The following is a 21422-nucleotide window of genomic DNA, read 5'->3' as shown; positions in this document are numbered from 1 at the left end:
GCATAAAGAAATGGCTGTATCTTAAAAGATTTTAGAAATCTTATCAAGGAAACTTTTAAAAAAACCTTTTTGTTCGGTGGTTTTTATGGGTAAGAAGTCATCGTTTTTAGCGGTGTTTAAAGGAGCGTTAGGGGCTTTTAAATCGCTCAAATTCCTTTCTGTTGGCGATGAATGGATATGGGGGGTAGGGCTTGATTGATGGGCTGTTCTTGTGTAATCATCGCTTTCATGGTAGCGGATAACCCCTTTAGAGTCTCTTTCATAATTGGTATGCCCCCCTGCTTTGTATAAAATCAAGCCAACCACGACTGAAAAGCGAGGATCTTTCAAGTCTTCAAACATGCCCATGATATTGTATTTTTCCACAGGGGCCGCCAAACGCACCGGGTAATTAGTGAAATGGGTTCTGGCTAATTCTTTGATCCCTTTCATTAAAGCCATCCCACCGGTTAACACAACGCCCCCGCCCAAATGCTCTTCTAAACCGCTATCTTGAATGCTCCTGTGGATGATTTTAAAAGTTTCTAAAGCCCTTTCCCTCATGATAGTTTGGATTTCACTAAGCGGCACAATATGGCTTTCATGGCCATCAGAGCCGGTGGTAGGGATTTGGACATTTTGAGAGGGCGTTTCTTCTCCGCCTTCAAAAGAAAGATCCCCGTATTTGATTTTAACTTCTTCAGCGTAAGGGAATGGGGTGTTGAGCATGTGCGATAAATCCGTGGTTAAATGGTGAGAGCCTACGGGTAAGTATTTGTTATAGCGTATGGAATTGCCGCTATAAATCGTAAGGTTGCATGTCTCTCCGCCCATATCCACGCAAGCCACGCCCAATTCCCTTTCATCATTAGACAAGGTGGCAATTGAGGCTGCATAAGAATTGATCACAATGTTTTCAATCTCTACTCCAGATTGGATCATGATTTTTTCTAAATTTTCAATGTTGTTTTTTTCTGTATAGACAATGTGGATAAAGACTTCTAAGCGAGTCCCGCTCATCCCTAAGGGGTCATTCACTTCTTGTTTGTCTAAAGTGAAGCGATAGGGGAGAGCATGCAAAATATGTTTGTCGTTATCTAAGCCTGCTTTAGCGCATGCGTTATTGATAGCGCGATTGATTTCATCTATAGTAACCACATTGTCTTTAGTGCTAGCCACACCGGTAACATCTCTAATGCTTTCAGTATAAGCCCCAGAAAAAGAAACAATCGCTTTAGTTTTAGGGCAATACGATTCCCTAAAGGAGATGGGGTTATTCCTGTCTTCATCAGCGTTCAAACCCGCCATTTTTTTAGCGCTATTGATCACTTCTTTAATGGCGTTAGAAGCGTGAGCAAGGCTATTGATACGCCCTCTTTTAATGGCTTTTGAATTGATTTCTTTGGAGTCTTGATGGGCCGTGCCAATGATGCGCAAAATCCCTTCTTTAAATTCAGCCACTATCGCGCAAATCTTTCTAGAGCCTATATCAACCCCTATAACGATTTCTTTATGTTCCATGATTTCCCCTTGCATTTATTGAGTGTATTTGACTATCTTATAGCGTTTTTTCAATTCTTCTATCAACGCTTTATCAAAAAAATCCGTTTTAGTGTTATTGACTAAACGCTGCATATACTGGCTTTCTTCTGCACTAAATGAGTGGTTGAAATTTTGTTCTGTGATTTGATAAAGCACCACTTTATTACCAATAGTAATAAACCCTTTTTTTTCCTGGCGGTTAAAAAGGGTGTTGATAAACTTAGTGCTTTCTTCTTGGTTAAGCTCACTAATAGTGCCTCCAAAATTAGGGCTTACATAGCCCACGCTTTTGCCTTTAAAATCCTTAAGCTTTTCTTTAGCTAAAGTTTGCAACGCCATAAGGGTTTTTTCTTGAGTTAGGCGGGTTTTAAGAGCGCTTTTAGCTTCATTAAAATTTTGTAATTCGTCTTTAATTTGAGAGATGAGCTGCACCACGATAAAACCATCTTTAAAAGGCTCTGGTTTTAGGACTTCAAGGGGCTTGAGAGCGGTGAGTTTTTGCGTGATTTCAGCAGTATAGGGGGAGTTGTTTTCTTCAAAATCTTGCGTGGTGTAATTTTGTGCGTTCGCTTTTTTTAGAGCGATATAGCTCCTTAAGGCTTTTTCATTCGCTTTTTGCATGCTTAAATCATGCTTGACTTGCTCTTGAACGCTTTTAAAATCCTGTAATTTCCCCTCTTTGTCCAAATAAGACACCTTGTTTTTATGGTAGTATTTCTCCAACTCTTTCAAATCAGTTTTTTCTAAACTAGCGTCAAAATATAAAGAGCGTGTTTTAAAGCTTGTGGGCTTTTTAAAATCCTTTTTATGGGACTCGTAATATTTTTTCATCTCTTCTTCATTAAGAGAGATTTTAACATCATTAGGGTTTAGGATAAGAATGTCTAATTTGTCTTGCAATTTTGCCCAAAGCGATAGGCTGGATTGCTCCAAAGGGGTGGTGGTTTTGGGGAATAGAGCGCTGATTTTTTGAAGGATTAAAAGCCTTTCAACGCTTTCTTCAAAATGCTTGGGGCGGTAATGGCTTTGCTTTAAGATATTCTTATACAATTCTTCATCAAAAACGCCATCTTTTTGAAAAACGCTCGTTTTTCTGATTTCTTTCGCCACTTCTTGCTTCGTAGCGCCAAGCCCTAAATCTAAAGCGAGATTCCTCAATAGGGCTTGATTGATGAGCGAATCTAGAGCGCTTTTTTCTAAATGCATGGCTTTGATTTGATCTTCAGTGAGTTCTTTAAAATCAGGGATAGACTCAGCATAGGCGTCTTTAAGGCGGCGGTATTCTTGGGCTAATTCTTCTTGAGAAATCTTGATCTGTCCCACTTTGGCAGCGCTATCGCTATCTAAAGAAAAGCTGTATTGCCCCCAACCTATCATCCCGGCGGCAATAAAAGCGATCGTGCTTATCCATATTGTAACTACTAAATACTTTCTATGATTTTGCATCCATTCAATCATAAGAACTCTAATCCCTTTTAAAAAATCAAAAATGTGAAATTCAGGTTTAAACAACCTTATAGTAAAATCAAATAACCTTATTTTAACCAAAGGTTATTAAAATTATCCTTATTATAGAGAGTTTTTAACATGAATTTTCAAGAAAATTTAGCCGCTTTGGATTTGGAGTATCTTTGGCACCCTTGCTCGCAAATGCAAGAGCATCAAAATTTCCCCATTATCCCCATTAAAAAGGCTCAAGGGATTTATCTCTATGATTTTAATGATAACGCTTACATGGATTTAATCAGCTCATGGTGGGTGAATCTTTTTGGGCATAATAACGCCTACATCAGCCAACAGCTCAAAAATCAAATTGATAATCTAGAGCATGTCCTTTTGGCCTCTTTTAGCCATAAGCCCATTATCACGCTCTCTCAAAGGCTTTGCCAGCTCACTCATATGGATAAATGCTTTTATGCGGATAACGGCTCATCTTGCATTGAAATCGCTTTGAAAATGAGCTATCACGCCCATTTTTTAAAGAATCAAACACGCCCTAAAAAGCTTTTTTTATCGCTTTCTAATTCCTATCATGGCGAGACTTTGGGAGCGTTAAGCGTGGGCGATGTGAAACTTTATAAAGACACTTACACCCCCTTATTGCTCAAGAATCTCATCACGCCCGTGCCTAAAAACGACAATGAAATAGAAAATAGTTTGAACGCTTTAAAGCGTTTGTTAGATAAGCATCATGAAGAAATTTGCGCCTTCATTGCAGAGCCTCTTTTGCAATGCGCAGGGAATATGCATATTTATAGCACGAAGTATTTAAAACAAGCCGTTTTATTATGCAAGCAAAAAGACATCCACATTATTTTTGATGAAATCGCTACCGGGTTTGGGCGCACAGGGAGCATGTTTGCTTATGAACAATGCGGGATCGAGCCTGATTTTTTATGCTTGTCTAAGGGGATTAGTGGGGGGTATTTGCCTTTAAGCACATTATTAACCCGCAATGAAATCTATAACCAATTTTACGCCCCCTATGAAGAAAATAAAGCGTTTTTGCATTCGCACAGCTACACAGGAAACGCCTTATCATGCGCATGCGCGAACGCCACGCTGGATATTTTTGAAAAAGAAAATGTTATTGAAAAAAACAAGGCTTTAAGCGGGTTTATTTTTAGCGCGCTCCAAAACGCACTAAAACCCTTGATAGAGCAACAAGTGGTGTCTGATTTAAGGCATTTGGGCATGGTCTTTGCCTTTGAAGTCTTTATTCAAACCAAAGAGCGTTTGAGTTTGGCGGTTTTTAAAAAAGCTCTAAAAAAAGGCTTGTTATTACGCCCTTTAAACAACACCATTTACCTCATGCCCCCTTATATTATCACGCATGAAGAAATCACAAAGGCGATTGCGGGGTTAGTGGAAGTGATTGATGAATTAAAAAAGGCTGAAAACAAATAGTAAAGAGCTTGAATTTTAGTCAAGCGATAGCCTCTTTTTCTCTTTGATTTTAAAAATCAAGCTTTTCACTTGATATTAAGCCTATTCAATCAAACCTATTCAATGATTTTAGGCACAACGAAATAATGATCCTGGCTGTGTTTGTTGTGGCTTAAAATCTCTTTGGCGATGTGGGGTTGGTTTTTAGGCTCGTCTTCTCTTAAAGGGGTGCATAGTTCTGTATCTGTTTTTAGCACACTAGTTTCTAAAGCGAAAATGTTTTCCACAAAGCCTAAAATCTCCGCTAGATGGCCTTTAACACTCTCTTTATGCTCGTCTTTAATCTCTAGCATGCTCAATTTTTCTAAGCGTTGCAATAGTTTATCATCAATTTGCATTCTTTTCCTTTAGTTTAAAATAGGGGTTCGTCCATCGTTGCTGGGGCTTTGATGCCCATGAGCTTTAACACGCTGCTAGCGATATTGTTCAGCGCTCCGTTTTTTATGGATTTGACTCCATTCCCTAAAACAAAGCAATACACGCTCCCAGCGGTGTGGTTGGTTAAGGGGTTTTGGTTTTCATCTTTCATGCGCTCGCAATTCCCATGATCGCTGGTTAAAAGCATGGCGTAATCCAATTTTTTAGCCAGTGAAAGGATTTCCCCTAAGCATTTATCCACTGCTTCTACCGCTTTAATACTCGCTTCAAAATTCCCTGTATGCCCCACCATGTCGCCATTAGCAAAATTCACAATGATCAAATCCGTGCCTAGTTTCATTTGCTCTAACACCGCAAGGGTTACTTCTTTAGCGCTCATTTCAGGTTTTAAATCATAAGTGGTAACTTTAGGGCTTTGGATAAGCACTCGGTTTTCATTTTTAAAAGGCACCTCCACTCCGCCATTGATGAAAAAGGTTACATGCGCGTATTTTTCAGTCTCAGCGATATGGCTTTGGGTCAGGTTGTGTTGAGACACCACTTCAGCGAGCGTGTTTTGAACGCTTTCTTTGGGGAATAAAACAGGGTAGGGGAAAGTGTTATCATAAGGCGTCATGGTAGCGATATGGAGTTTTTTAAAAGCTTGGCGCTTAAAGCCGCTAAATTCCTTTTGGCCTAAAGCGCTCACGATTTCTCTAGCCCTATCATTCCTGAAATTGATAAAAATGAAGCTTTCATCATCTTGCATGCCGCAATAATCTTTAAAACAAGCGGGCATGATAAATTCATCGGTAATGTTTTTATCGTATTGGCTTTGGATATACTCGCTAGGGCTTAAAGGCGTGTGATTAAGCCCCATTAGGCTGTTATACGCAAGCTCAATCCTTTCAAAGCGATTATCCCTATCCATCGCATAAAAACGACCGCTTATGGTAGCGATTTGAACGTTTTCATTGCAGATATTTTGCATGGTTTCTAAATAAGTTAAAGTGCTTTTAGGAGCGACATCGCGCCCATCGGTGATTAAATGCAGAAAGACTTTTTTATGGGATTTTTCACACGCTAAAGCCAGAGCGATAAAATGCTCAATGTGTGAATGCACGCCTCCATCGCTCATTAAACCCATAAGATGCACGACCTTACTTTTTTGGATTGCGTTTAAAAAAGCGGGGTTGTTTTTTAAGTCATCGTTTTGAAGGCTTAAAGAAATTTTGACTAAATCCTGATACAGCACCCTACCAGCCCCAATGCACATATGCCCCACTTCAGAATTTCCCATTTGCCCTTCAGGTAAGCCCACGCTCAAGCCATGCGTATCAATCAGGCTATAAGGCAAGGTTTTAAACATCAAATCATAAGTGGGTTTTTTAGCATGGAAGAAAGCGTTATGATCGCTATCTTTACGATACCCAATGCCATCAGTGATAATCAAAAGAGTTTTTTGCGCCATTTTTAGGACTTTTTAAAGCTCTTGCATGAGAGTGATGTGGTTAGCTAAAATCGCATTCCTTTGCCCTGGAGAGCAATTTTTGCACATTTCTTTATTTTTGGAAGCGGTTTTAGCGTTGCTTTTTACATTATTTATATTATTTTTAGAGGAGCGTTTTGGACTCACTTTAGCCGGTTTTTTGGGGCTTTTTTTAGCGGGTGTGAAATCAGCGCTACTGATTTGAGCCAAATACATGGGTTTATCTCTTTCTTTTTCTGGCTTACTGGTTGTTTGCTCGCTAGTTGCCTCTTTCATTTCTTGGGGTTTTTCTGCTTGGGTTTCCTCTATTTGAGATTTTTCTATTTGAGATTTTTGGGGGGCTAAAGTTTGGGGCATGGCGTTGCCGATAGGGTCTAAATCCAAGTTACTATTAGCGCTTTTTTGCAATTCTTGGTCATTACTAGACTGCGAATCAAAGATTTTAGATTCTTTCAAACGCCTGATCTTGTCTTGTATCTCTTCGTAATATTTTTCAGCATCAGCGTTAGACTTCTCGTTTTTTTCCCAACGACTGCCCTTGTTGTAAGATTTAATCATGTCTTTTAGATTGTCATGGTAGCGTGTTTTCCAATAGAGCAACTCTTTTAGGGCCACTTCAGAAGCAAACGCATCGTCTTTAATGAGCAATTCCCCCATCACATTACGCAAAAAGGGGCTATCATTATGCCCATAGCTTTTTAGAACGCTTGGGATATAAGAATGATACACGCCCGCGCTCGGATCGGAAAAATTGATTTTATAAACCCCTGCACATGACTCTTTCCATGCGATGCCTGCCATTTCATAGCCTAAATTTTCTTTAGAGCCGAATTGATAAGCGGCTTTTAAGACTTCTTTTTGCTTAGCGTTAAAATCTTTAAGATTATCGCAATTGGTCATCATGACTTTAGTAACGGGCGATTTGGGTTTGTTTTTAACCCCCTTAGCGGGCTTAGGCTCTGTTTTAGTGGGGCTTTCTGTTGCGGCTAAACTCAAAGATGTGCTTAAGGCTGTGCCTAACAATAAGGCTTTAAAGATGGTGTGAGTGAGTGGGGTCAAATGTTTCAAAACGCCTACCTTTTGTATTTAAAAAATAAACTAAACTAAAAATAAATTCAAGTATAATTCTAACATGATTTAGTCTTAAAAGTGATTTTGTTTTTTAGGGAGAATTGAGATTTTGCATTCAGATGAATTGTTAGTAGAGATTTTAGTTGAAGAATTGCCCGCGCAAGCGTTATTGAATGAATATAAAGAAATGCCTAAAAAACTCCACGCTCTTTTTCAAAAACGCGCTTTAGAAGTGGGAAATATAGAGATTTTTTACACCCCCAGGCGTTTGTGTTTGTTTATCAAAGACTTTCCTCTTTTAACCCAAGAAACTAAAGAGGAATTTTTTGGTCCTCCCGTTAAAATCGCATGCAACAATGAAGATAAAACGCAAGGGTTGAACGCGTTAGGTTTAGGGTTTTATCAAAAATTAGGACTAAAGGATCACCAGCATTTCCAAACAGCGTTTAAAAACAATAAAGAAGTGCTTTATCACGCTAAAATCCATGAAAAAGAGCCTACAAAAGACTTAATCATGCCCATTGTGTTAGAGTTTTTAGAGGGTTTGAATTTCGGGAAGTCTATGCGTTGGGGCAATGTGGAAAAAAGCTTTATCAGACCCATTCATAATATTTGCGTGTTGTTTAATGGGGAAAATTTTAACGATATTGAAGTTAAAGAGTATGGCTTTAAAACCAAACAAGCCACCAAAGCGCACCGACAAGAGGGTTTTGATTTCATCCAAGTGGATAGCCCTAAAGCGTATTTTGAAGTTTTAGAAAAAAACCATGTCATTTTAGACCCTAAAAAGCGCGAAGCTAAAATCTTACAAGAAATTAAAGAGCTAGAAACAAAGCATGACATTATCGTAGAAATTGATAGGGATTTATTAGATGAGGTTGTAGCGATCACGGAATACCCCAGCGCGCTTTTAGGGGAGTTTGACAAGGCGTTTTTAAAATTACCCAGTGAAATCATCATTACTTCCATGAAAGAAAACCAGCGCTATTTTGCAACCTTTAGTCAAAAAAGCCAAGAAGAAAGCCCAACATTGCACAACGGCTTTATTGTGGTGAGTAACGCTATCAATAAAGACAAGCAAAAAATCATTTTAGGCAATCAAAAGGTTTTAAAAGCCCGCTTGAGCGATGCGGTTTTCTTTTATGAAAACGATCTCAAAAAGCCTTTAGATAACGCCCCTTTAGAGAGCGTGGTTTTTGTGCAAGGTTTAGGGACTTTAAAGGATAAAATGGAGCGAGAATCAATCATCGCTCAATACTTGACGCAAAAATATATTTCATCTTTAAACATGCCTTTAGAAAAAGCCCTTGAGTTGGTTAAAAGAGCCGTTCAAATCGCTAAAGCGGATTTACTCAGTGAAGTGGTGTATGAATTTAGCGAGCTTCAAGGGATCATGGGCTATTACTACGCTTTAAAACAAAACGAAAACGAGTTAGTCGCTTTGAGCTTGAAAGAGCAGTATTTGCCCGCAAGCGAAAACGCTCCCTTGCCCTCTAGTGTTTTTAGTTCAATCGTGGCTTTGAGCTTGAAATTAGACAGCCTGTTTTCTCTTTTTAGTGCGGGTAAAATCCCTAGCGGATCTAAAGATCCTTTTGCTTTAAGGCGCTTGAGTTTTGGATTATTGAAAATCATCGCGCATTATGGGTTAGAATTTGATTTGAAAGCGGATTTAAAAAGCCTTTTTCAAAAAGTGGGCGTTTATCAAAGCTTTGATTTAGAAATTTTAGAGAAGTTTTTATTGGAACGCTTTAATAATTTAATAGATTGCAACCCCTCTATTATAAGGAGCGTGTTAAACACCAACGAGCGAGACATCGTTACAATCATTCAAAAAGTCAAGGCCTTAAAACGCTTTTTAGACGATCCTAAAAACGCTCAAAAAAAAGAGTTGCTTTTTAGCGCTTTCAAACGCCTAGCCAATATCAATAAAGACAGAAACCCTAACGAGAAAAGCGAGTTTTCTACCCATCTTTTTAAAGAACCAGAAGAGCATGCCCTTTTTGAAGCGTTTAATGCGATCAAAACGAGCGCTTTTGAGAGTTTGGATAGCAAAATAGAGGCTTATTTCAGTTTGCATGCGCCTTTAGAAGAATATTTTAAAAGCGTGCTAGTCATGGATAAAGATATAGAAATCCAAAAAAATCGTAAAAATTTCTTGTGGGGCGTGTATCAAAGTTTCTTAGAAATTGGGGATATTAAAGAAATTGCGATTTAATGCTATCAAACGCAAAGTCCAGCGTTTTTTGGGGGTAATTTTTTTAATGAGCATGTTTGGTGCGGGCATGCTTAGCGCGAAAATCTTTACCCTACAAGAGTTTTTTAAAGAAGTAGAAATTAATTCAATGGAGTTGATCGGCAAAAAAGCCGATTTTAAAAGCCGTTTGAATGAGCAACGCTCCGTGAACGCTTGGGATTTCCCCTATATTTATAATGAAACTTCTATGGTGAAAAACTTCCAAGGCATTGTAGAAGCGCAGCCCAGAACCCTTTTAATGGTAAGGCCCAAGCTCCCATGGGTGAGTTCGCTTTTATCCAAAAGCCTTTCTATTAAAACCATTCAATACGATAAAAGCTATCAATTGAATAAAAATCTCGCTTTTATTGGCGCTAAACGCTTGTATTTGACTTATGTGATGACTAAAGAAAAGTATCAGGTGTATGCGCAACGGGAAGCGAACTTTTATTCGCAGCTCAAAATCGCTAAAGAAAAAGTCAAAGCCGGCAGCATGAGCGAAAAAGATTATATCAACTTTAATAATTCTTATTTGGAATCCAAACTCGCTAAAACCAATGTGGAAACCAAACTCATAGATTTGGAAAAAATGCTAGACACGATGCTAGCGATTGTGGAGCCGGTCAAAGAGGGGGCACATTTTGACACTTATTTAGACCATTTGCATGATGTCAAGGTGATCGGTTTGGATTTTGAATACGTGCACTTAGAGCCTGAAGCCTTAAAGTTCAAATTGGATCGCTCGTTGTATGTGGATATTTTAGATTTGACGGCTAAAGATTATCAGGTGAATGCGAAATTGGCTAATAGAGATGTGTTTAATGCATTTGAATTTGGGATTGGCTCTGAAAGCTATAACTCTTCCACTAACCTTTCTATAGAAGTGCATATCCCTTTACCGGTAACGCCTAAAAACATCTATCAAAAGCGTAAATTCTTGGATTTGCAAAGCGGGACGCTCGCGCAAAATGAAGTGATGAAACGAAACATTAGAATCAACGCTAACTCCTACTTAAACCAGCTCAAAACCAAAGAAGCATACATTGAAACCCAAAAAGAAGCCATTGCCAATAAGAAGCGTTTGATGGAAATGGGGCGCATCGCTTATGAAGCCCAAAAAATCGGGCTTTTTGAATACTTGATTTATCAAAATTCTTACATGGACGCCCTCATCACTCTAGCAGAAGCTAAGATTGAATACATTGATATTAGCGCGCTTTTAGAAGAGACTTTAGGGGAGAGCTTGACCAGATTAGGAGTATTGCATTGAAGCGGGCGTTATGGTGGCTTATGTTAATGGGCGTTTTTTCAATGGGTGTTTCTTTAAAAGCCAAAGAGTATCCAGAAATTGTTTTAGAAGAAAAAAACTTGCAACCCATGGGGTTAAAGGTGATTAAATTAGATAAAGAGATTTTCAGTAAAGGGCTTCCTTTTAACGCTTATATTGATTTTGATAGTAAAAGTTCTGTGGTGCAGAGCTTGAGTTTTGATGCGTCTGTGGTCGCGGTTTATAAAAGAGAGGGCGAGCAGGTGAAGGCTGGAGATGCGATCTGTGAAGTGAGCTCTATTGATTTGAGCAATTTGTATTTTGAATTGCAAAACAACCAAAATAAATTAAAAATCGCTAAAGATATTACTAAAAAAGATTTAGAACTTTATAGAGCCGGTGTGATCCCTAAAAGGGAGTATCAAACGAGCTTTCTAACCAGTGAAGAAATGGGCTTAAAAGTCAATCAACTAGAATCCACTTTTAAAAGCTTTGGCGTGGATCCCAAAAACCCTAAAGGGCAGTATGGTTTTAGGATTGTGGCTAGAGATGGCGGTCTTTTAGCGTTAGCGCCTAAAAATGTGGGCGAGAAGATTTTGGCTTTCACTAGCTATGTGCGTATTTCAAAAAGCGATGATTTGATCGCTCAAATCAAATTGCCTGTAGGCGTTTCTAAATCCATTAAAAGAGATTCGCCAGTCTATAATGAAGAGGGGGAAAAAATCGGAAAGATCCAAAGCGTTTCGGTGGTGTTAGACAAAGGTTCTAACACGATTTTAGCCACCGCCTTATTAGATGAGGGCAATTACCATGTGGGGGAAATGGTAGAAATGTATATTCAAGGCTCTCAACCCAAAGACTCCGTTTTAATCCCTTCAAACGCTTTAATCAGAAACGGGAAAGATTACTTAGTGTTTGTGAGAACGCCTAAAGGTTTTAAGCCTGTGGCGGTTCAAGTTTTAGAAGAGCGCAGCAAGATTTTTATCGTGAACGCTCAAAATTTACACCCCAATGACAGCGTGGCAGTGGGGTCATTGATAGGGTTAAAAGGCATGATCAACAATTTAGGGGAAGAATGATGCTCGCTTCCATCATTGAATTTTCCTTACGCCAAAGAGTGATCGTGATTGTTGGCGCGATTCTTATTTTATTTTTTGGGACTTATAGTTTTATCAACACTCCAGTGGACGCTTTCCCGGATATTTCGCCCACTCAAGTCAAAATCATTTTAAAACTCCCCGGCTCTAGCCCTGAAGAAATGGAAAACAATATCGTACGCCCTTTAGAATTGGAGCTTTTAGGCTTGAAAGGGCAAAAATCTTTAAGAAGTATTTCAAAATATTCTATTTCAGATATCACGATAGATTTTGATGACAGCGTGGATATTTATTTAGCGAGGAATATTGTCAATGAGCGCTTGAGCAGCGTGATGAAAGATTTACCCGTTGGGGTTGAAGGGGGCATGGCGCCCATTGTTACGCCCTTATCGGACATTTTTATGTTCACCATTGATGGCAATATCACCGAAATAGAAAAACGACAGCTTTTAGACTTTGTGATCCGCCCGCAATTAAGAATGATTAGCGGCGTGGCGGATGTCAATTCCATTGGAGGCTTTAGCAGAGCGTTTGTGATCGTGCCGGATTTTAACGACATGGCAAGGCTTGGGGTGAGTATTTCTGATTTAGAATCGGCTGTGAGAGTGAATTTAAGAAACAGCGGAGCGGGGCGCGTGGATAGAGATGGCGAAACCTTTTTAGTCAAAATCCAAACCGCTTCTTTGAGTTTAGAAGACATTGGCAAGATCACCGTTTCCACGAATTTAGGGCATTTGCACATTAAGGATTTTGCAAAAGTCATCAGCCAGTCTCGCACCCGCTTAGGGTTTGTCACTAAAGATGGCGTGGGCGAAACCACAGAAGGATTAGTGCTTTCTTTAAAAGACGCTAACACCAAAGAAATCATCACTCAAGTGTATCAAAAACTAGAAGAATTAAAACCCTTTTTGCCGAGCGGCGTGTCCATTAATGTTTTTTATGATCGCTCAGAATTCACGCAAAAAGCCATTGCCACCGTTTCTAAAACCCTCATTGAAGCCGTTGTCTTAATCATCATCACGCTTTTTTTATTTTTAGGGAATTTGAGGGCGAGCGTGGCTGTGGGGGTGATCTTACCTTTAAGCTTGTCCGTGGCGTTTATTTTTATCAAACTTAGCGATCTGACCTTAAACTTGATGAGTTTAGGGGGGTTGATTATCGCTATAGGCATGCTCATTGACTCAGCCGTGGTGGTGGTGGAAAACGCTTTTGAAAAATTAAGCGCTAACACTAAAACCACTAAACTCCATGCGATCTATCGCTCTTGTAAAGAAATCGCTGTTTCAGTGGTGAGCGGGGTGGTGATTATTATTGTGTTTTTTGTGCCGATTCTAACCTTACAGGGTTTAGAGGGCAAGATGTTTAGGCCTTTAGCGCAAAGCATTGTGTATGCACTTTTAGGCACTTTAGTTCTATCTATCACTATCATTCCTGTAGTCAGCTCTCTTGTCTTAAAAGCCACGCCCCATAGCGAAACCTTTTTAACGAGGTTTTTAAACAGAATCTATGCTCCTTTATTGGAATTTTTTGTGCATAACCCTAAAAAAGTGATTTTAGGAGCGTTTGTTTTTTTAATCGCAAGCCTTTCTTTATTCCCTTTTGTGGGGAAGAATTTCATGCCCGCTTTAGATGAGGGCGATGTGGTTTTGAGCGTGGAAACCACCCCCTCTATTTCCTTAGATCAATCCAAAGATCTCATGTTAAACATTGAGAGCGCGATTAAAAAGCATGTCAAGGAAGTCAAAACCATTGTCGCGCGCACAGGGAGCGATGAATTGGGGCTGGATTTGGGGGGGTTGAATCAAACCGATACCTTTATTTCTTTCATCCCTAAAAAAGAATGGAGCGTGAAAAATAAAGACGAATTGTTAGAAAAAATCATGGATTCTTTAAAAGGCTTTAAGGGGATTAACTTTTCTTTCACCCAACCCATTGAAATGAGGATTTCTGAAATGCTTACAGGGGTTAGGGGGGATTTAGCGGTTAAGATTTTTGGAGATGATATTAGCGAATTGAATGGGTTGAGCTTTCAAATCGCGCAAGTCTTAAAAGGGATTAAAGGCTCTAGTGAAGTTTTAACCACGCTTAATGAGGGCGTGAATTATTTGTATGTAACGCCCAATAAAGAAGCGATGGCGAATGTGGGGATCACTAGCGATGAATTTTCCAAGTTTTTAAAATCCGCTTTAGAGGGTTTGATCGTGGATGTGATCCCTACAGGGATTTCACGAACGCCGGTGATGATCCGCCAAGAAAGCGATTTTGCAAGCTCTATCACAAAGATTAAAAGTTTAGCCTTGACTTCCAAATATGGCGTTTTAGTGCCTATCACTTCTATCGCTAAGATTGAAGAAGTGGATGGTCCTGTTTCTATCGTGCGCGAAGATTCAAGGCGCATGAGCGTGGTTCGCAGTAATGTGGTGGGGCGCGATTTAAATTCTTTCGTAGAAGAGGCTAAAAAAGTCATCGCTCAAAACGTCAAACTCCCCCCTAGCTACTATATCACTTATGGGGGGCAGTTTGAAAACCAGCAACGGGCTAATAAAAGGCTCTCCACCGTTATCCCTTTAAGCATCTTAGCGATTTTTTTCATTCTTTTCTTTACTTTTAAAAGCATTCCTTTAGCCTTGCTCATTCTTTTGAATATCCCTTTTGCGGTTACCGGAGGCCTTATTGCGTTGTTTGCGGTAGGGGAGTATATTTCAGTGCCAGCGAGCGTGGGCTTTATCGCTCTTTTTGGGATTGCGGTTTTAAACGGCGTGGTGATGATAGGCTATTTTAAAGAGCTTCTCTTGCAAGGAAAAAGCGTAGAAGAATGCGTTTTATTGGGTGCTAAAAGGCGTTTGAGACCGGTTTTAATGACCGCTTGCATTGCCGGTTTGGGTTTGCTCCCTTTATTATTTTCTCATAGCGTGGGATCAGAAGTCCAAAAACCTTTAGCGATCGTGGTGCTTGGAGGCTTGGTTACCTCAAGCACTCTAACCTTACTCTTATTACCGCCTATGTTTATGCTCATCGCTAAAAAGATTAAAATCAATTAAGGGATTTTACATGCTCGCTTTAGAAATTTATATTGATATTTGCTTGAAAGACGCTTTAATAGATTATTTATTTGAAAAAGGCTTTGATGATTTTTTTTATGTGGAATGCTATAAATACGCCGCTTCTTCGCTGCTTTTAAGCCAAAAAGAGCAGGTGAGCGGGCGTAAAGACTACGCTAAATTCAAGCTTTTTTTAAGCGAGGAAGTCGCTTTATCTTTGGCCCAAGCGTTAAAAAACCAGTTCGCTTCTAAAGAAATGAAATTGTTTTATTCTCAAACGCATGGGTTGTAAGGGTTTAAGCCTTATTGAATTTCAATATCCTTTATTTCCGCTTTTTTCCAAGAGATTATCGCTTGATTAAAATCAAGCTCTTTAATATTTTTGAGTTTTTTAGTTTTGATTGTGAAAAATCAAGTATAATACCCACCATTAAATGGTGCTAGGAGTTTGTAATGATGATTATTCTTAAAAATCCGCTTTCTCTCTCTCTCTCTCTCTAGTCAGCCGTTTTATCTTTTCACCCCCATATAAACCCATACCCATATAAACCCTATCTATATTTTAGGGATTTTTGCGTCTTGTTTAGATTTTAATTTTTAATTTTAAAGGATTGGTAATGATTTTATACGCACAGACAGATTTTGTGGAGTTTTTAGAACAGGTTTTAGAAGTTTTAAAAGAAGTAGAGATTGATAAAACAGAATGCTCTATTCTTTTAGAAAGCGTTCAAAAACAACAGCTTGTGATACCCGTTGTGGGGAATTTTAGCGCAGGGAAAAGCACGCTATTAAACCGCTTTTTAGAAAAGAGCGTTTTGCCTACCGGTATCACGCCAGAGACTTCTTTAGCCACTGAGTTACACTATAGCGCTAATGAACGCATAGAGGCTTTTTCAAACAATGATGAAAAAGCGGAAAGTTTTGAACTGAACGAGCAAAGTTTTGAAGCGATTAAAGAGAATGCCGCGAAGTATTCCTACCTTAAGGTTTATTTGAATAATGAAGCTTTGAAAAACAGCGCTCCTTTAGTGTTTGTGGATATGCCAGGCTTTGATAGCCCCATTTCAAGCCACACCCATGCCATTTTGGAATATTTGGAAAGGGGCGTGCATTTTGTCATTCTTGTAAGCGTAGAAGAGGGCAACCTTACTAAACGCATGGTTAGGGAATTAAAAAACCTTTTAGAGTTTGACAAAGGCCTTAGCTTTATTTTGAGTAAAACGAATTTAAGGACGCCTTCGCAAGTGGAAGAAATCTCTCGCTACATTCAAGATCAAATCCAAGATCACCTTGATTTGACAACGCATCTTATTTATTCTAATAAAGACAATAACGCCCTTTTAGAGGTGGCGGATAAAATAGACGCTGAAAAGCTTTTTAGCGCTTTGTATTTGAAACGATTGAAGTTTTTAAATTCCCAGTTACAAAACAGCTTAAAAAGCGTGATTAAAAGCTTTGATTACTCCAAAGAAAAGGCGTTAGAAGAAATACAAGCGTTGGATTTGGGCGTTAAAGACATTGAAAAAACCTATGAAAAATTAAGGGCTAATTTAGAAGAAGAATATTCTAGCGTGGCTGTGGGATCGGTGGTTAAAAAAGTGCTAGAAGAGGTCAGGGAGCAAAAATCCTATTTAGCCTCTTTAATCAACAAGCCTAACGAGTTCAATAGCGAAATAGAAAGCATCATGCAACAAAGCTTGATCAAAAACGCTAAATTAGAGATTGAAAAGATCAACCTTTCTTTTTCAAAAGATTTTCATGCAGAATTTGAAAGCTTGAACAAGCTTTCTAGCACCTTGTCTGTTGTAAATTTAGAGCGTAGCCTTGAACTAGGGATCAACGCTTTAAGCGTGATCTTAGCCAAGAACCTGGTTACAAGACCGTTTGCGCTGATCTTGCAAGGGTTAAAACCTCTTTTAAAAGAATTATTGGCGTTACTGCCTAATATCATCGCTTCATTCTTTAGAAATGAGGAAAAAGAGCGGGCGAAATTAGAAAATCTGATTGAAGTCAAAGTGATACCAGAGGTTCAATACAAGCTTAAAAAAGTTTTACCGGGCTTGTTTAATGAAGCTTTGCAAAATTCCCTAAAAGGTTTAAAAGATCGGTGCGAATTAGAAATCACGCATAAAAAACAAGAAATCGCACTCGCTCAAAAGGAAAAAGAAAAACACCTTAACGATTTAGAAAATCAAAAACAAATCTTAGAAAACAAGATCAACGCTTTAAGCGATCTAGAACAACAATATTTAAAGGATTAAAATGAATGTGCAAGAACTCATTCAAAAAAGCGCTTTAATTGAAAAAACGCTACAAGAACAAGGCTTGCAAGAAAGAGCGAGGCCTTTTATCAGCGATAACACTGTGATCAAAACAGAGGAGTTAGAGAAAACGCTAAAAGAGATGCAGGTCAAAGATAGGGATCTTAAAGTCGGTATCATCGGGCGCGTGAAAGCGGGCAAAAGCTCGCTCTTAAACGCTTTGATTTTTGATGGTGTAGAGGTTTTACCCAAAGCGGCAACGCCCATGACCGCTAGCCTTACCATTTTAAAATACGCCAAAACCCTGAGCGCTGAAGTGGAGTTTTATAGCCCAAAGGATATTGCAGAGCTTAAAAACGAACATGAAAGGTATGTAAGGGAGTTTAACAGGATTGTTGGAGAAGAAATCAAAAAGCAAAAAGAAAAACAGAGTTTGTCAAATAGGACTAAAGAGGGATTAAATAAGTTTGGCAAATTTATCAGCGGAAACAAAAGCGATAAAGAAGCGCCCAAAGAGAGGGTTTTAAGCGATGAAGAAATAGTAAAAAGGGCTGAAAGGATCGCTAAAAACGAGTTAGAAAAGGATGCGAGACTCGTTTCATCATACGATCAATACGAAAAAATGAAAAAAAGCGGGCTAATCAACACGGAAACAAAAGATTCGCGCATTCAAGCCAATAATTTACAAGATCTGAATCAAAAATTGCTCCAATTCGTGGGCGCGAACGGGAAGTTCATGCCCTACACTAAAGCGGTGCAAATTTCTTTGAATAACCCCAATCTTAAAGATTTGGAAGTGATTGACACCCCGGGCGTGAATGATCCCATCGCTTCCAGAGAAGAGCGCACCAAAGCCTTATTGAAAGATTGCGATGTGGTGTTTATTGTAAGCCCTTCTGGTCAGTTTTTAACGGATAGCGATATGGATTTGTTTGACAGGGTTTCTAACAAAGAAGGCCTTCAAGAAATTTATTTCGTGGCAAGCCAAGCCGACAGCGCTGTTCTTTCTATGAGTGAAGTGGAAAAATCCAACCAACACCTCCCTACAGCCTTTGAAAACGCGCAAAAATCCCTTTCATCTCAATTAAATAATATCATGGGAAAATTGATTGAAAACTACCCTAACCAACGAAAGGTTTTTGAAAAAGCAATCAAAAATGGCATCATTTTGGCTTCAGGGGTTTGCTTTAGCATGTATAAAGACTTTAGCAACCAAGCTTCTTGGGAAAGAAGCCAAAAAACAGAAGAGTATCACAATGCCTTACGGAATTTAAAAGATTCTTACCCTGACGCTTTTGATAGCGATGATAAGTCTAAAGAAAGCTTACTCTTTTTAAGCAATATGGGTGCGATTGAAGAGCGTTTAAAAAAGCCGCAAAAGAGAAAGAAAAAATCATTTCTCAAAAATTGCAAGATTATACGAAAAGCCAAGCAAACAACCTCCATTCATTCATAGCGCAGTTGTTGCAAGATTTAGAAGAAGAAAAAAAGAGGGTTAAAAACGCTGACATTAGCGCTATCAAAGAGCAAATAAAGGCTTATGAAAAACTCTCTGGTAACATTGAAATGAAATTTAGGGAAGCGTATGAAGAATTTATCCTGCATTTCATCAACAATATTAGAGGTGGCTTGGATAAAACCTTAACGAAAGCTATCCAAACGGCCAAAGTGGGCGCTGAAGAAGAAGAGGGAGTAGAGCGTTATACTGAAAGAGTGAAGCAAGGCGGTCTTTTTGGAAGCTTTAAAAGGAATTTTTTGAGTTGGGCTGATGATGATGCGGGCTATAATGAAGTAGAACGCACAAGAGCAGTGATTAAAGCCGGAGCGGTGCTTGATTATTTGACAGAGATGCATGAAAGCTGCGAAAACGCTTTGAATGACAGCGCTAATTCTTTTAAAGTCGTTTTTAAAAAAGAACTCTACGCTGAAGTCTTTTCTCAATTGCGTCAAATAATCCGTGATGATGATTTGATTGATGAGGTGGCTTTCAAAAAAAGCGTGATAGCTGTCTTGGATCGCATTGAATTTAAAAAGTTTGATTATACTGATAAGCTTCCTAGCGAGATAAGGGGGAAAACGGGCTTTTTAAAAGGCGATGAAGCTAATGCTTTCATACAAAGCGTGGAAAATCATGTGAGAGGTTTTGAAGCTGAGGCTAAACAAGATGTGAAAGGCTATATCCAAGGTTTAAGAGAGAATCTAGAAAAGCAAAATTTCGCCAGCGATACGCTTAAAAAACTTCAAAAAGACATGCAAAATTTGCAAAATCAAGTCCAAAATAAAGTGCAATCCATCGCTCAATTAGACGCACAAATCAAGGCTTTAAAGGAGATCTAATGAGTGTTAATTTTTTTAATGGTATTTTTAATAACAATAGCAGGGCTGAAAACCACCACAATACAGAGGGGTTAAAAGAACGCTACGATCTAATCGCTCGTATTTTAAACGCTAAAACAAACAATGAAGGGCTAGAAGAATACCAGCAAATCTTAGACAACGAGTTTTTAGAGTTCGCTAGTGGCGTGGATTCGCTCAAAGAAAAGGAAATAGCGTTACTGACGCTCCAAGAAATCCAAAAAGAATTGCAATTAGTAGCGAGCTACCCTAGTTTGTTCCAAAAAACCATCGTTGCGGTGGGGGGAGGGTTTAGCGCGGGCAAATCCACTTTTTTAAACAATTTGTTGGGCTTGAAATTAAAACTCCCTGAAGACATGAATCCCACCACAGCTATCCCCACTTATTGCTTAAAGGGTAAAAGAGAAGTTTTAATGGGGTTTTCTCAAAATGGGGGCATGGTGGAATTACCCCATCTCGCTTTTGATCATCAGTTTTTAAAATCCCTTGGCTTTAATTTGAAAGAGATCATGCCTTTCATGCTCTTAAGCGCTCCTAGTGCGCCTTTTGAATTTCTGTGCTTCATAGACACGCCTGGCTATAACCCCGGCAATCAAGGCTATACGGGTGGGGACAAAGAAGCCTCTAAAGAATCCCTAAAGCACGCCAAACACATTCTATGGCTTGTTAGTTGCGAGCGTGGGGGCATTGAAAGCGATGATTTAGAGTTTTTAAAAGACTTATACGAAGAAGGCAAGCAGGTTTTTATCGTATTGAGTAGGGCTGATAGGCGCACCAAAAGCCAATTAGAAGAAGTCGCTATTAAAATTAGAGAAACTTTAAAAGATAATGGCATTGAATTTAAAGGGATTTGTGCTTATAGCGCTACAAGGTATCAAGAAATTAAAGAGTTCAGCGAAAAAAGCAAAGTTTTTAACTCGCTTGAGAAATTTTTAATGAAGTTAAATCAAAGGAGCGAGAAACAAAACGAAATTTTAGAATCTTTATACGAGGTGCATTCCATGTATGAAAAGGCTATTAAGCAAGACGCTAGCCAATTCAAACGCTACCAAAGGGCTTTGCATTCTGTCAAACTGGATTTGATGCAAAAAGGCTTTGATGATTTCAACGATGCTACCTTTAATAAAATTCATTCGCTCAAAAAAGAATTTGCCGAGCAAGAGCGATCCAAAGAAGAGAGTTTAGCGCGATTGAACGGAGTGATTGATTTGTTTAAAGATAGCATTGATAAGGTGTTTGATCGCGTGAGCGCTTTCACTTGGGAAAAATACAAAGCAGAAAACGACGACGAAGAGGACGATGAAGCAAACTACAGGGAATTTGAAGAAATCAAAAAAATGGTGCTGTATTTTAGGGATTGGTCCATGTTTCATTTAGATTGGTATGATTTGAGCAAAAAAGAAACCAAAAGATACAGAAAAAGTGTGGATTATCATAATGAATTGCTCCAACTGCATTATTCTTTAGAAAACCTACAAACGCTTAGAGAATTTAAAGAGGAAGCGGACAACAACTATCAAGAGTCCTTAAATAATGAGGAGCTTCAAAACGATTTGCGAGAGTGGAGGCGATCAAAACAGAGGTGATTTAGATTAGAGCGTGAAAGGGTTTTTAGTTGTAGGGGGGAATAGTTTCAAAATGCTCTCTATCCCCTTAAACAATGAGTTTAAAGTAAAGTAACCAAAATCCCATTTTTTAAAATTTAAAAAATTTTTTAAACTACCCTATTTTTAATCAAAGACAGCGTTTTGAATGTAAGGGCTATTTTAAACTTAATTATTGTA

General features: G+C 38.9%; 13 protein-coding genes and 1 pseudogene. 9 read left to right on the top strand and 5 right to left on the bottom strand.

All coding sequences use genetic code 11. From position 1 onward, the window contains the following. Positions 1 to 21 precede the first annotated feature (21 nt). A complete protein-coding gene (gene ftsA / locus IC572_RS06505) occupies positions 22 to 1500 on the bottom strand; it encodes a cell division protein FtsA (RefSeq protein WP_187855495.1) in 1479 nt (492 codons plus the stop codon). Positions 1501 to 1515: 15 nt separating this feature from the next. Further along, positions 1516 to 2979, bottom strand: coding sequence for a peptidylprolyl isomerase (locus tag IC572_RS06500; RefSeq protein WP_187855493.1), 1464 nt, complete (start codon positions 2977 to 2979; stop codon positions 1516 to 1518). Positions 2980 to 3108: 129 nt separating this feature from the next. Here IC572_RS06500 and IC572_RS06495 point away from each other — a divergent pair, with 129 nt between their 5' ends. Beyond that, positions 3109 to 4428, top strand: coding sequence for an adenosylmethionine--8-amino-7-oxononanoate transaminase (locus IC572_RS06495; protein WP_187855492.1), 1320 nt, complete (start codon positions 3109 to 3111; stop codon positions 4426 to 4428). Between the two features lie 95 nt (positions 4429 to 4523). Here the strand turns inward: IC572_RS06495 and gatC are convergent, their stop codons facing one another. Genes gatC through IC572_RS06480 form a run of 3 tightly spaced genes read right to left on the bottom strand, consistent with a single transcriptional unit; the run spans position 4524 to position 7381 of the window. Then, a complete protein-coding gene (gene gatC, locus IC572_RS06490) occupies positions 4524 to 4805 on the bottom strand; it encodes an Asp-tRNA(Asn)/Glu-tRNA(Gln) amidotransferase subunit GatC (protein WP_001165260.1) in 282 nt (93 codons plus the stop codon). A gap of 14 nt (positions 4806 to 4819) precedes the next feature. After that, on the bottom strand, positions 4820 to 6295 hold the full coding sequence (gpmI, locus tag IC572_RS06485; protein ID WP_187855490.1) for a 2,3-bisphosphoglycerate-independent phosphoglycerate mutase: 1476 nt from the start codon (positions 6293 to 6295) through the stop codon (positions 4820 to 4822). A 12-nt stretch (positions 6296 to 6307) separates the two neighbouring features. After that, on the bottom strand, positions 6308 to 7381 hold the full coding sequence (locus tag IC572_RS06480; protein WP_187855509.1) for a hypothetical protein: 1074 nt from the start codon (positions 7379 to 7381) through the stop codon (positions 6308 to 6310). Positions 7382 to 7493: 112 nt separating this feature from the next. Here IC572_RS06480 and glyS point away from each other — a divergent pair, with 112 nt between their 5' ends. The 8 genes and pseudogenes from glyS to IC572_RS06440 all read left to right on the top strand — a co-directional run bounded on the left by glyS (position 7494) and on the right by IC572_RS06440 (position 21224). Then, complete coding sequence (glyS, locus tag IC572_RS06475) at positions 7494 to 9599, top strand: glycine--tRNA ligase subunit beta (protein ID WP_187855488.1); 2106 nt, start codon at positions 7494 to 7496, stop codon at positions 9597 to 9599. After that, positions 9589 to 10887, top strand: a complete 1299-nt coding sequence (locus IC572_RS06470) for a TolC family protein (protein WP_187855486.1) — start codon at positions 9589 to 9591, stop codon at positions 10885 to 10887. Before glyS ends, IC572_RS06470 begins: the two co-directional genes overlap by 11 nt. Next, the gene (locus tag IC572_RS06465) at positions 10884 to 11963 is read left to right on the top strand and encodes an efflux RND transporter periplasmic adaptor subunit (protein ID WP_187855484.1); all 1080 of its coding nucleotides are present in this window, start codon (positions 10884 to 10886) and stop codon (positions 11961 to 11963) included. The genes IC572_RS06470 and IC572_RS06465 overlap by 4 nt, the downstream gene beginning before the upstream one ends. Beyond that, a complete protein-coding gene (locus IC572_RS06460; protein ID WP_187855507.1) occupies positions 11963 to 15022 on the top strand; it encodes an efflux RND transporter permease subunit in 3060 nt (1019 codons plus the stop codon). The genes IC572_RS06465 and IC572_RS06460 overlap by 1 nt, the downstream gene beginning before the upstream one ends. A gap of 10 nt (positions 15023 to 15032) precedes the next feature. After that, positions 15033 to 15314: a DUF3240 family protein gene (locus tag IC572_RS06455; RefSeq protein WP_000880331.1), complete on the top strand. Its 282-nt coding sequence runs from the start codon at positions 15033 to 15035 to the stop codon at positions 15312 to 15314. A 325-nt stretch (positions 15315 to 15639) separates the two neighbouring features. Next, a complete protein-coding gene (locus IC572_RS06450; protein WP_187855482.1) occupies positions 15640 to 17283 on the top strand; it encodes a dynamin-like GTPase family protein in 1644 nt (547 codons plus the stop codon). Between the two features lies 1 nt (position 17284). After that, a pseudogene (locus IC572_RS06445) lies at positions 17285 to 19620 on the top strand (dynamin family protein). Continuing rightward, positions 19620 to 21224: a dynamin family protein gene (locus IC572_RS06440; RefSeq protein ID WP_187855480.1), complete on the top strand. Its 1605-nt coding sequence runs from the start codon at positions 19620 to 19622 to the stop codon at positions 21222 to 21224. The pseudogene IC572_RS06445 and the gene IC572_RS06440 overlap by 1 nt, the downstream one beginning before the upstream one ends. The last annotated feature ends 198 nt before the right edge of the window (positions 21225 to 21422 follow it).

Source organism: Helicobacter pylori, assembly GCF_014496485.1.
Taxonomy (GTDB): Bacteria; Campylobacterota; Campylobacteria; order Campylobacterales; family Helicobacteraceae; genus Helicobacter; species Helicobacter pylori_DD.
Note: the sequence above shows the minus strand (reverse complement) of the source record. Positions and strands in the feature narration are given on the sequence as shown.